Below are 12286 nucleotides of genomic sequence, written 5' to 3' on the forward strand. Positions count from 1 at the left end.
GCCGCCGGTTTTCGACTTGGCGCCGACGATTGAAGTGCAAGTCTAGCGGTTACGGAGGCTGTACGGATCGTCTGGAGGCGCATGCGGGTCGTCTGACCGTGGCCCGGTCCCATCGGCGGCCGCCGGTTCTCGACTTGGCGCCGACAGTTGAAGTGCAAGTCTAGCGGTTACGGAGGCTGCGCCGATCGTCCTAAGGCGGGTCGTGGGCATGCCGAGAATGCAAGCCGGGGTCTCAGGCGACGTCGGTCGGGCGAGGGGCGTTGCGTGAGTGCGATGCTTGGGCTTAGAGCAGTAGTCGGTAGCAACGGGATGACGGACTGGCATGTCGTGGCGACTCCCCCTATGGCTGAGTCCCGCTGGCCACCGCCAGTTTTCGAGTTGGCTCCGGTAGTGGAAGCGGAATCGGATCGGTTACGAGTCTTTGCCGCGCTCCTGGCGGGCCAGCAGCATCGACCATCCCGTGTACGGCGGTCCTCAGGACCTTCCGACGGGTGATGACCGCTACGCAGACACCTTGGTTGAGGGCTCACCGAGTTGGTCTGGGTTTCACCGAGAACCGAGGGCAGCGGCATACCCAGAGGGCAACTGTGCGCAGTCGTCCAGACTCGACGGAACCCAGGTCGCACCCGGCGACCGCTGCATTACGGCCGGGTGCGGAGAGCGGACACGCATACCAAGCAGTGATCACGCTTTGGGGTGGTACGTGACGGTAACCCGAACACACCGGCAACCAAACCGAACGCACGCTCGGCGCTCAGAAGGAACTTGCACCAGCCCTGGCGAATATTTCCTCTCGGTGAGAAGCATGCGGCTGAGGCTGATCACAGTCCCGGATCGACTCTGGACCGACCGATCGCTGCCGGAGGGCGCCAAGCTGATCTGGTGCTACGTCTCCGCCCTGTCGCACATGCGGAGCGAGTTTACGCTCAAGGAGCTGCGCCAGGGCGTTGGCATAAGTCTCCCTAGCCTCCACAAGTACCTGGACCTGTTGTCCCGGGCAGGATGGTTGATCTACGAGCGGGTGGGCCTTCGGGTCGTCCGCTGCCAGGTCGTCGGACCTGAGGACGGCCCGCGCCTCACTGTGCCTTCGGACATACTGTTCGACCCCAGTCTCCCCCGGGGAGCCTGCTGGACGTGGGGGCTCATCCTGCGGATGGGTGGCCGGTTCGAGTACCAGGAGCTGAGGAAGGCCACGGGATACAGCCAGGACACCCTGGGCAAGCACGTCAGGGCGTTGATCGCGCACCGGTGGCTGGTTGGCGGGCCTCACCGCAAGGCGCGGCGGGTGATCTACTCGTTCCGCGGGGCCAACCCCCACGCCGTCAGACGAGCGCGGGACCTGCGGGAGCTGGAACTCGGCCTGCAGACCGCCAGGATCACACCCGGGTACTCGCAGGGCCAGTATATCCTCGCGCGCATGCTCCGGGAGATGTACCCGGGAGTTGAGATCTCCGAGAATCAACAGATCACCGGCCTCGACAACCTCGAGACCGGTGGGCGGATGCACTTCGACATATACATTTCGGAACACCGACTCGCGATCGAGTTCCACGGGAACCAGCATGCCGGCCCTACTGACCTCTACCCCAGCGTCGAGGAGTTCCTGGCACGACGCAAGCGGGATCTCATCAAGCTAGGACGGTGCCAGGAGATGGGTATTGCGCTGATCCCACTGTGGGCGAAGGACCTGAGCTGCGAAGGAATCCTGCAGGCGCTCGGCCACCGCCTCCGCTTCGAAGGGTTCAGGGAGGACAGGTGGCACGTCATCCACTTCCTCGAGCAGAGGGCGGAGTGGTACCGGAAAGCCGCCAGCAGGGGGCAGCGTTCGTCGTCCTGAGGTTGCCGACTGAACTGTTTGCACTTACTCAAGTCTTGGGATAAAGTAGTGCCAGTATTGGTGCGCTCCGGGGAGCGTGCCGACGGGAGGCGCCTCAAACCGGAGCCGTCTTGGACGAGAACCGTCTTGGACGAGAGCCGTCCTGGACGAGAACCGTCTTGGACGAGAACAGGACGAGAACCGTCTTGGACGAGAACCGTTTTGGACGAGAACCGTCTTGGATGAGAGGCGCCTTGAAGGGGAGACGGCTTGGATGAAGACCATCGGTCTGATCGGGGGCATGAGTTGGGAATCGACGCTGGAGTACTACCGGCTGATCAACCAGGGCATCCGGGCGCGCTTGGGTGGGCTGCACTCCGCCCACATCTTGATGGAGAGCTACGACTTCGCAACCATCGCCGACCTGCAGCACGCGGGCCGCTGGGACCAGACGGCAGCCATCCTGGCCGGCTCGGCGCGCAGGCTGGAGGCAGCCGGCGCGGATCTGCTCCTGATCTGCACCAACACCATGCACAAGGTAGCCGATCAGGTGCAGGACTCCGTTCACATCCCGCTCCTGCACATCGCTGACCCGACCGGGGACGCGCTGCGGCAGTCGGGCATCAGCCGGGTGGGGTTGCTGGGCACCGCATTCACCATGGAGGACGGGTTCATGCACGAGCGCCTGGCGGCACGCTTCGGCCTCGAGGTCCTGGTGCCAGAGGCGGAGGACCGCCGGACGGTTCATCGCATCATCTACGACGAGCTGTGCCAGGGGCTGACCCGGGAGTCCTCCCGGGCTGCCTATCGTGAGGTGATGGCCAGGCTGGTGGACCGGGGCGCGCAGGGCATCGTCTTCGGCTGCACCGAGATTGGGTTGTTGGTGGGGCCGGAGGATGCGACCGTGCCGGTCTTCGACACCACGCGCCTACACTGTGAGGGGGCCATCGCGGCGGCGCTGGCCGGGTAGCTGGGAGCCCTGCGACGCCAGCGAGTCGAACGGGGGCTGGCCTCTCATGGGGGGACGGCCCGGCTAGACATCGGACCGCCCGCCCGCCACGCTCTTCGCCCTGGTCCGGTTGTAGGAGATGACCACAGCCACGGCGCAGAGCACGGCGATCCAGATGGGCGAGTACTTGAGGAACCGGAGCCAGGGCTGCTGCCCGAGCAGCAACACGGCCATGACGGCGACGATCTCCGTGAGCATGATCCCGCCGATGAACCCTCCGATCAGGCCCAGCAGGGCCATTCCAATCACCTTCATCGCAGCATCCTCCTTACGGTTTCAGGCTCTTGAGAAACGCCACCAACTGCCACCGCTGCTCCTCCGGCAGGTGCGAGTGTGCGGGCATCCCCCGTTGCGAACCCTCGGAGATGGCCCACATCAGGAACTGCTCGCTGCGGGCCCCGGCAGATTGGACCAGGTCCGCCGACCTGACGGCGCCCAGCTGCCGCCCACGGAAGTCTGCGCCGTGGCAACCGGCGCAGCGCTGCTCGGCCAGCTGCCGCCCCGCTGCGACCGCAGACTCATGTCGCCTGGACTCGGTGTGATCGCTCGGGCCGGCGTTCACCCCCTCACCCGAGCCGATGGCCCCGGGGAAGGGGGACGTCATGGTCCGGTAGCGTTCAGGGACGTCGTCCTCGCCGGCGTCGGCCAGCGAGGCGACTGCGCCGCCCGCTTCCGCCCACGTCCAGTTGCCGGCCTGCACACCCGCCGACACCGACGCCGCAACGACCGCAGCGACGGAGGCGGCAAGTATGGCCCTGCGCACAGGTGCGCCGCCGTCCCACTCCGCTACCACCAACCGCCAGGCGCCCCGTGCGGCGCCGGCCGCAAGGGCGAACAGCGCCAGCGCGTTGACCGGGTGCAGTGCCGCCAGCCACGGCATCCCCTCAAAAGGTTGGTAGACCAGCAGGAACTGAAGTGCATACAGGCTGAAGAGTGCAAGGCTCGTACCGGTGAAGCGGATGGGCATCCACCCCACGACCGAGAGCACGACCATGGGCAGGATGGGTATCGAGAACATCTCGCCCAGGGTCCTGTGGGCGCGCCAGTCGCCGGGGCTCACGAGGACCGCGTGGCCAGCGTGAAACACCTGGACGGCGATCAGGGCCACCAGCCCCCAGGCGGCGAGGATGTAACCGATCCTGGCCAGAAGCCGGACACGCTTCAGCAGCTCTGTCATACGACACTCCCCCTTGTTCCAACCACGACCCAGTGGGCGTTCACCAGAGCGCCCACCATCGATGCTCACCAACTCGCCCGCACTGGCGCTCACCGGATCGCCCGCATCGGGGCTCACCAACTCGCCTGCACTGGCGCTCACCGGATCGCCCGCAAGACCGGTGAGGCTGCGATGTCGCCCGGAATGACACCGAACGGCCCGTGGCACGCTATCAGGATACCTGGCACCGCAGACTCGCCCAACGAACCACAGCACGATTTCGCACTAGGACCGCGGCCTCGGACCGGCCCTGGGACCGGCGTCGCGCGCCGACCTACGACCCCGGTCGTAGAGGGCGGCGCTGACTGGGCGTCCCGGACGGCGCAACGGGGCGGAACTCGCGGCAGCGCAGCGTATCACATCGCAACCGTGACAGCGCGGAGGCTCAACCGGCTCGCACAGCCGCCTGCTGACGGCGACGCCGGGCGCGAAAAACCCGGGAGTCGGCGTGACTCCCGGGTTCTATCTGCTTCACCCACGTCTCAGACCAGCCCGTTGCGATGGGCGTAGACCGCGGCCTGCGTGCGGTCATCAACGCCCAGCTTGGCCAGGATCTGCGTGATGTGCGTCTTGACCGTCTTCACGGTGATGAAGAGCTGATCGGCGATCTCCTGGTTCGTCCGCCCCTGGGCGATCAGCCCGAGGATCTCCCGCTCCCGGGGGGTGAGCGCCTCGTGGGGCGGCGGGGTCTCGGCTCGCCGGATGCGGGTGAGCACCTTGCCGGTGACGCGGCTGTCCAGCACAGGCTCGCCGCGGGCGGCGGCCCGGACGGCTGCGGCGATCTCCTGCGCCCGGGCGGTCTTCAGCAGGTAACTGAGGGCACCGGCCTCGAGAACCGGCAGGACCTTGTCGTCGTCCAGGAAGCTGGTGAGGACGATGATGCGCGCCTCCGGCAGCGCCCGGTGGATCTCCCGGGTCGCCTGTACGCCGTCCATTCCCTCCATCACCAGATCCATCAGGATCACGTCCGGGCGCGTCTCCAGCGCCTTGCGCAGGCCCTCGGCGCCGTCCGCCGCCTCGCCCACCACCTCGATGTCCGGCTGGGTCTGCAGGAAGGCCGAGAGCCCCATCCGCACCATCTCGTGGTCGTCCACCAGCAAGACACGAATCATTCCGCTCGCTCCCCCTGATCCACAATCGGAACCGTCACCGTCAGCTGCGTACCCCGGCCGGGCACGGAGACCACCTCGACCGCTCCGCCGATCTCGCTGGCCCGCTCGTGAATGGACTGCAGCCCGTAGGACGAGCCCTTCGCCTCCTCGGGGACAAACCCGACGCCGTCGTCCACGATCTTCAGGCGGATCTGGCGATCGCCGGCGTGGACACGGAGCGTGACCGTCCTGGCGCGGGCATGGCGCAGGACGTTGGACAGCCCCTCCTGCGCGATGCGGAACAGGTGATCCTCGATCCCCTTCGGCAGCGGGGGCAGGTCGTCGACCGCCCAGCGAATCTGCAGCGACTGCCGCTCCTGCAGGGCGCGCAGCAGGTCGTCCAGCCCCTCCTTGAGCCCCTTGCCCTCCAGCACCGCGGGCCGCAGGTGCAGCAGCAGGGCGCGCATCTCGTCCTGCGCACGGGCCGCCATCTCCTCGACGGCCTTCAGCTGTCGCCGCAGGGGCCCGCCGTCGTCCGGCACCTGCTCCACGACGGCCGAGGTCAGCATGGAGATGGCGAAGAGCTGCTGGCTGACCGAATCGTGCAGCTCCCGGGCGAGCCGCTGCCGCTCCTCGGCCACCGCCGCCCGCCGCACCTGCTCCTGCCACCCCGCCTGCTGCGCCGTCAGCCGCTGCAGCGAGGCGACCTGCCGCTCCACCCGCCGGGCCATCTCGTTCAGGTGGGTGGCGACAAGTCCGATCTCGTCCTCGCCCAGCGGGGGAAGCCGGTGCGACAGGTGGCCCCGCTCGAACTGGAGGATCGCGGCGATGATCCGCTCCAGCCGCCGCTTGGTCCGGTTGCCGATCCAGTAGCCGGCGAGCAGGCCCAGCGCCAGGGCGGCGCCCAGGCCCAGCGGCAGCACCGGGGTCCCGAGCCAGCGCACGGCGAGCAGCGTCGGGAGGTCCAGCTCGAAGGCCCCGGCGACGATCACCAGCGCCAGTGCGGCGGCACCTGCCGCCACCGCCGCCCCGAAGAGGGTGAGGCGCCACTGCATGTTGATCAACCGGTTCATATCCGCCTCACGTCCACGTCCCCGGCGCCGAGGGCGACGACAATCCGCAGCCGCGCGTCCGGGTTACCGACCCCCTCCGCGGAGTAGACTCCCCGGCGGCCGATGCCCCTCAGACTCTGGCCGGGCACGTGCAGCGAGCCGGCGCCCACCGAGGCCACCACGTCCACCGGCAGGTCGTCGGGCAGGTAGAGGGACACGTCCCCCAGCACCGCACGCACGGTGATGACGTGCTCCCCCTCCGGCACGATGGCCCGGGCGAGGTCCATCTTCACGTCGGCCACGCCGCAGGCGAGGGCGAAGCCCTCCAGCACGTACTGGTCGCGCATGCGCTGGACGGTGCCGAAGAGGGTCCAGCCTCCGGACGGAAGGTGAGCGCCCTCCGGGGCCGCGCGGAGGAGCCGGTAGCCCCCCCAGACCAGGAGCAGGCCGGCTCCGGTGCGGACGGGATCCAGCCGGATCAGGGCCGCGCACAGCCAGAACAGCAGAATGACGAACAGGACAAGGATCCCTCGGTGCCGCAAGCGGTCACCCCCTTGTAGCGCTACCCCTCGCCGCGAGGCGACGCCTGGGGCGCCCCGCAATCGGATTACGCCGGCCCCGTGCAACAGGGCGGGCGGGGTCGCCCCCCAATCGGATTACGCCGGCCCCGTGCAACAGGGCGGGCGGGGTCGCCCCCCAATCGGATCACGCCGGCCCCGTGCCACAAGGCGGGCGAGGTCGCCCCGCAATCGGATCACGCCGGCCCCGTGCCACGAGGCGGGCGAGGTCGCCCCGCAATCGGACCAGGCCGGCCCCTCGTCGTGAGGGGATGGCTCGGGCGTCCGGCGAGCAGATCACGCCGACCTCTCGCCGCGAGGTGACGGCTCGGGCGCCCCGCTACTGGACCACGCCGTCCCGTGCCACGAGGCGGGCGGGGTCGCCCCGCAATCGGATCACGCCGGCCCCGTGCCACGAGGCGGGCGAGGTCGCCCCGCAATCGGATCACACCGGCCTCGCGCCGCCAGGCGACGGCGCGGGCGCAACCCCGCTATCGCTCCACGGGAGCATGGCTGCGCAGCGAGACCGAACCGCTGTTGGCCCGGATCTGCACTCGCGGCCCTCCGCCTCCGTACGTGGCCACCATGCCCGAGCGCACGTCGCCGGTCGAGGGTGCTGCAGGCAGGTCGCTCTCGAAGCTGCCGCTCCGCACGCGCACGTCCAGTTCGAACCCGGCGCCCGCGGGCAGGTCCAGGAGCAGGCGGCCCGAGGACTGGTCGACCCGCACCGGTCCGGGGAGGCTGGCGAAGTCAACCGACAGGTTGCCGGAGGAGAGCTGCGCCTCCAGGGGCCCGGAGAACCGGTCGAGGCGGACTGCGCCGGAAGCCTGGTGGAGCCGGGCCTCGCCGGCCGTGACCCCCTCGGCGGAGAGCTGGCCGGACCGGACCGTGAGGCTGAGCGCGCCCGCGGCGAGGTCGGTCAGTTCGACCCACCCGGAGCGAAGCTCCAGTTCCAGCGCCCTGAGCGAGGTACCGCCGACGGGCGGTCCGCTGATCACCAGCGCGCCGGAACGGACCTGCGTGCCAAGGGCTCCGTCGAACGCGCCGGGAAGGCGCACCTCCAGGACGGCCTGGTCGGACCAGGGCGGCCACGTCCACCAGGGACGGGCGGCGCGGATGCGCAGTTCGCTCCCCCTGCGATCGAGCCGCAGGGCAGCCCGGTCGGCGCCCGGGCCCTGCATCGACACGGCCAGGTCCTGCCGGTCCTCGACGTGGATGCGGACCTCACCGCTCCCGGATGTGATGAACACCCGGTCGATATCGGAGATGGGGATGCTGGACGAGGGCGAGGGGCTGGCCAGCAGCCAGTCGCCCACGGCGCTGTCGGCCACGGCCTGGCCGATGAGGAGCACGCCCAGCAGGAGCATGATGGCGCCGATCGTCCGCCGCAGGGTGACCCCCCCTTTCCTTATCATCGCCTTTGACGATCATGATCGCTTTTGACGATAGCAGAGCGGTGCGGCAAGCGGAAGGAGACGAGCGTTGGATTCTTCCTACGACCCGGGTCGTATGTGCGGGATGGCAGCAGCAGTCGCCAACCAGCTGGCCGGCATCGCGACACATCGAAGCATTCCCTAAGCAACGGGGGCAGTCTACCCGCAACCGCCACCGGCATCAACACCCCACCCGGACTGGCCGGCGGCGGAGACGCAGTGGCTTCACGCACAGCACCACGCTGCGGCATCGGCGTCTGCGGCATCGGCGGCGCCCGGAGTGGCCCGGCCGGCGAAGACACACGAGCCCACGCACAACAGCAGCCCGCAGCATCGGCGGCACCCGGACTGGCCCGACGGGCGGAGACAAACGCGCCCACGCACAGCAGCAGCCCGCGGCAGCGATGCCGCGGGCTTCACGGTATGCACAGAACAACCAGCGTTCACCGGTGGCGGCGCACGGCGTCCAGCGGATCCAGCCACGCCGCCAGAAGCGCCGGCGGCAGGGCGGCCAGTGTGGATGCCAGCGTCGTCCCGGCGCACGCCAGTCCGAGCAGGGCGAGCAGGTGCAGCCCGCCCAGGTGGCGGAGCAGCCCGGCCGTCGCCGGCAGCAGGTGCAGGACGCCTGCGGCCAGCAGCCCGCCCAGGAGCCCGCCGGCCAGCGCCACGGCGGCCGACTCGCCCAGCGTCAGGGCCACCAGGTACCCCCGTGTGGCGCCCATCGCCCGCAGCATGCCGAGCTCCGTGCGGCGCTGCCCCGTTCGGACCGACGCCAGGAGCCCGCTGACCAGCGCGGCCCCCAGTGCGGCGACCGCCGCCGCCCGACCGAGGTGCCGCACCAGCGGCTGCAGGTCGGTGAGCACGTGGCGGGTCGCCTGCTCGCCCACCACCGCCGCGGCCTCGGGGAGCTCCTCCGCCAGGATCGCCCGGACCATCATGGCCGACTCCCAGAACTCGAGCCGGAGGAGCAGGAGCGAGGCCCTGTCGCCAGCCGGCTCCCCAGCGCCGCCCCGGGAGAGGTCCACCGCCTCCAGGGCGCGCAGCCCGAGAATCCCGGCGCCCTCGATGGCGGCCCGCCACCGGGCCACGTCGATGGCCGGCACGATCGGATCGGTCGTCCGGTTGGCCAGCCACTGCTCCGCCAGCTGCTCGTGCCCGGGCAGGACCAGCACCATGTCGGCACCCAGGTCCTCGAGCCCGCGCTCCAGCATCCGCCCCATGGCCTGGAAGAGCCCCAGCCCGCCGACGAGCGCCGCGGCGGCCAGGAGTCCCGCCAACAGCCCGGCAGCCGCCTGCCAGGGAGACCGGCGCAGCCCTGCGCGGATCAGGCCGCCGAGCCCCACGGGGCTCGGCCTCACACCGCCGCGACCCACAGATCCGCCCTCAGGACGCACAGCTGACCCTTCCCTGGCTGAGCACCAGGTGGCGGCCGGCCGTCGGGACCAGCTCGCTGCTGTGCGTCACCATCACCACGGTGGTGCCGGCCCGGTTCTCCTCCTGGAAGAGGGCGACGATGGCGCGCTCGGTCTCCTCGTCCAGGTCGGCGGTGGGCTCGTCGGCCAGCAGCACCTCGGGCCGGTTCAGCAGGGCCCGGGCCACGGCGACCCGCTTCTGCTGGCCCCCCGAAAGCTGCCAGGGCAGCCGGTCTGCGTAGTCCGCCAGCCCGACGCGCTCCAGCAGCTCCAGCGCCCGCCGCCAGGTGCCCCCCTCCCCCGGCGGCAGGAAGGAGGCAGGGAGCATCAGGTTCTCCATGACCGTGAGCGTGGGGATCAGGCTGGCGAATTGGAAGACGAACCCGATGTGGCGGGCGCGGAAGCGCGCCCGGTCCCTGTCGGAGAGCGACCAGAGGTCCTGGCCCATCACCGTGACCCGGCCCTCGTCCGGACGGGTCAGGCCGCCCATCAGGGCCAGCAGCGTGGACTTCCCGGCCCCCGACCGGCCGGTGACCATGACGAACTCGCCGGGCTCGATCCGGGCGCACAGCGGCTCGACGGCCACCACCCGCTGCCGCCCGGCCCGGTAGGTCTTGGTCACCTCGTAGAGCTGGATCACCGGGCGAACCCCCCTATCGTGCGAAGATGGCCTCGTGGGGCTCCAGCCGGGCCAGGCGCAGGGCCGGACCGGCCGCGGCCAGGACGCCCCCTGCGGCGCAGAGCAGCACCACCCCGGCCGCCAGCAGCATCTGCTCACCCGGCGGCGGGTAGAGGAAGGGCAGGGTGTAGGAGACCATGATCGCCTCCTTGAACAGGGCGTAGACCGCCCCGCCGCCCACGACGCCGGCGGTCCCGCCCAGGGCGCCCAGCAGGGCCGCCTCCAGGAGCAGCGCACGCACGGACTGGCCCGCGGTCGCGCCCATCGCCCGGAGCAGGCCGATCTCCCGGGAGCGCTCCTGGGCGATGGCGAAAAAGAGAATGAGGAAGAGCAGGAGCGCGATCACCAGCAGCGCCAGGGTGATCGGGACCAGGCCCGCCATCAGGGCCCCCAGGTCGTCGGCGACGCCCCGGGCGATCTGGCCGGCGGTGATCACCGCGACCCCGTCCAGCCGCTGTGCGATCTCCTCCGCCACCGCGGGGGCATCGGCGGGGTCATCCAGCGCCACGAGGATCGCCGACACGTGCCCCTGGGGGATCTCCAGGGGCTCGGTTGCCAGCTCGTGAGAGCGCGCCGCGATCTCCCACACCGCCTCGGCCGGCAGGAAGACGGTCTCGTCCATGCCCATGCCCGTGGGATCGAGCCGGGCGGCCAGCCGGAAGGTCGAACCGTAGAAGAGGAGCGGGTCGCCCGTCAGGCCGAGGATGTGGTTGCCGACCAGCACCTCGTCCGGGGCCAGCTCGCGCCCCAGCTCGTGCCGCAGCCACGGCTTCACCGTGAAGTCGGTGGCCGGGTCGTAGCCCACCAGCATCAGGTGACCGGTGCAGCAGGCCGACGAGGCCAGCGTCTCCACGAAGATCTGCGGGGAGGCGGCCTCCACCCCCTCGATGGACCGGATCTCGGCCAGCGCCTCCTCGCCTTCCATATAGAAGGCCGCGGGCAGGCCCATCACCAGGGCGGTGTGCGTCTGCTCGACCGCCCCCTCGGGCACCACCATCAGGTCGGCGCCGAGGCGGTCCAGCCCGCGTGTGACCGCATGGCTGACCCCCCGTCCGATCAGCCCGCCTGCGAACGCCGTGCCTGCGACGACCATCACGCCCAGCAGCACGGCCAGCGTGCGGCCGGGATTGCGCAGGAGGTTCCGCGCCGCCAGCCGCACCAGCCCCGGGGCCAGACTAGACCGCACTGCGTCCCACCCCTGTCGGAATCAGCGCTTCGAACCGCACGGTGCCCAGCAGGCCGGCCAGCACGGTGATGCCGCCGATGAGCAGGGCGCCGGGCTTGAAGCTGAGGTTGCAGACCATGCCCTGCATGGCGCAGGTGGGAACGAGCCAGACGGGGATGTTGATCATCAGGACCCCCGCGCCGGCAACGGCCAGGGAGAGCCCCCGCACCGAGTCAGGGAAGACGTAGGCGAAGAGGCCGATCAGCGCCACCAGCGCGCCTACGCCCTGAAACGCCCGTTCTGACCAGTGGCAGCGCATCGGCATCATTCCGCCGCCGGCGGTCTGCACCATGTGCCCCGCGTCCCCGCACGTGTGCAGCAGGTAGTGGGACGCCAGCACCGCCCCGCCGCCGAGGACGATGAACAGCAGTGGCCGCCAGTCGCGAAACCGGCTACGCACGACAAACCACCCTCCCGTGGACGAGCCGAAACGGTTAGTTTAGTTTGACGTTATCTTCCTTGGTTGGCCGGTGCAATACGCTCTCCGCCTGACCCCCTGCCGCGGGCATCGGGTCGAGATACTACAAGAAGATCGGGGCGGTCGGAGTGCGCGCCTCCGACCGCCCCCTTACCCCGGTCCGGGGCCTAGTGGAACGCCCAGCGGAACAGGAAGTAGACGGCCAGCAGGACGCCGATCATCACCAGCACGACGGGCAGGAGCACCTGGTAGGCGGCGATGATCATCGCGAGGGTGTCCGTCCACGTAAACCGCGGCAGCTCCTCCTTCTGCGTCTCCTGCCCCGCCCGGGCCGCCCGGCGCCGGGCCAGTTCGTCGTGATCCGAGTAACCCATCTCC

At 70.1% G+C, this 12286-nt stretch carries 13 protein-coding genes; 2 read left to right on the plus strand and 11 right to left on the minus strand.

The window, feature by feature from the left end; all coding sequences use genetic code 11:
* Positions 1-805 precede the first annotated feature (805 nt).
* Both J2Z79_RS05535 and J2Z79_RS05540 read left to right on the plus strand, forming a co-directional pair.
* Positions 806-1837 carry a PDDEXK family nuclease gene (locus J2Z79_RS05535; RefSeq protein ID WP_209465878.1) on the plus strand — a complete coding sequence of 344 codons (1032 nt, stop codon included), beginning with the start codon at positions 806-808 and terminating at the stop codon, positions 1835-1837.
* A 253-nt stretch (positions 1838-2090) separates the two neighbouring features.
* Complete coding sequence (locus tag J2Z79_RS05540) at positions 2091-2786, plus strand: aspartate/glutamate racemase family protein (protein ID WP_209465879.1); 696 nt, start codon at positions 2091-2093, stop codon at positions 2784-2786.
* Positions 2787-2849: 63 nt separating this feature from the next.
* Here the strand turns inward: J2Z79_RS05540 and J2Z79_RS05545 are convergent, their stop codons facing one another.
* The 11 genes from J2Z79_RS05545 to J2Z79_RS05595 all read right to left on the minus strand — a co-directional run bounded on the left by J2Z79_RS05545 (position 2850) and on the right by J2Z79_RS05595 (position 12282).
* Positions 2850-3080, minus strand: a complete 231-nt coding sequence (locus J2Z79_RS05545; protein ID WP_209465880.1) for a DUF5957 family protein — start codon at positions 3078-3080, stop codon at positions 2850-2852.
* A gap of 13 nt (positions 3081-3093) precedes the next feature.
* The gene (locus tag J2Z79_RS05550; protein ID WP_209465881.1) at positions 3094-4002 is read right to left on the minus strand and encodes a DUF6220 domain-containing protein; all 909 of its coding nucleotides are present in this window, start codon (positions 4000-4002) and stop codon (positions 3094-3096) included.
* Positions 4003-4523: 521 nt separating this feature from the next.
* Positions 4524-5153, minus strand: a complete 630-nt coding sequence (locus tag J2Z79_RS05555; protein WP_209465882.1) for a response regulator — start codon at positions 5151-5153, stop codon at positions 4524-4526.
* On the minus strand, positions 5150-6205 hold the full coding sequence (locus tag J2Z79_RS05560; protein ID WP_209465883.1) for a HAMP domain-containing sensor histidine kinase: 1056 nt from the start codon (positions 6203-6205) through the stop codon (positions 5150-5152). Before J2Z79_RS05560 ends, J2Z79_RS05555 begins: the two co-directional genes overlap by 4 nt.
* Positions 6202-6726, minus strand: coding sequence for a cell wall-active antibiotics response protein LiaF (liaF, locus tag J2Z79_RS05565; RefSeq protein WP_209465884.1), 525 nt, complete (start codon positions 6724-6726; stop codon positions 6202-6204). Before liaF ends, J2Z79_RS05560 begins: the two co-directional genes overlap by 4 nt.
* Positions 6727-7232: 506 nt before the next feature.
* Complete coding sequence (locus J2Z79_RS05570) at positions 7233-8156, minus strand: DUF4097 family beta strand repeat-containing protein (RefSeq protein ID WP_209465885.1); 924 nt, start codon at positions 8154-8156, stop codon at positions 7233-7235.
* A gap of 461 nt (positions 8157-8617) precedes the next feature.
* Complete coding sequence (locus J2Z79_RS05575; RefSeq protein ID WP_209465886.1) at positions 8618-9517, minus strand: FtsX-like permease family protein; 900 nt, start codon at positions 9515-9517, stop codon at positions 8618-8620.
* A gap of 40 nt (positions 9518-9557) precedes the next feature.
* The gene (locus J2Z79_RS05580) at positions 9558-10226 is read right to left on the minus strand and encodes an ABC transporter ATP-binding protein (protein ID WP_342589423.1); all 669 of its coding nucleotides are present in this window, start codon (positions 10224-10226) and stop codon (positions 9558-9560) included.
* Between the two features lie 13 nt (positions 10227-10239).
* Positions 10240-11451: an ABC transporter permease gene (locus J2Z79_RS05585; RefSeq protein ID WP_209465887.1), complete on the minus strand. Its 1212-nt coding sequence runs from the start codon at positions 11449-11451 to the stop codon at positions 10240-10242.
* The gene (locus J2Z79_RS05590) at positions 11441-11890 is read right to left on the minus strand and encodes a DUF4418 family protein (protein ID WP_209465888.1); all 450 of its coding nucleotides are present in this window, start codon (positions 11888-11890) and stop codon (positions 11441-11443) included. Before J2Z79_RS05590 ends, J2Z79_RS05585 begins: the two co-directional genes overlap by 11 nt.
* A 185-nt stretch (positions 11891-12075) precedes the next feature.
* A complete protein-coding gene (locus J2Z79_RS05595) occupies positions 12076-12282 on the minus strand; it encodes a hypothetical protein (protein ID WP_209465889.1) in 207 nt (68 codons plus the stop codon).
* Positions 12283-12286: the final 4 nt, after the last annotated feature.

Source organism: Symbiobacterium terraclitae (assembly GCF_017874315.1).
Taxonomy (GTDB): Bacteria; Bacillota; Sulfobacillia; order Symbiobacteriales; family Symbiobacteriaceae; genus Symbiobacterium; species Symbiobacterium terraclitae.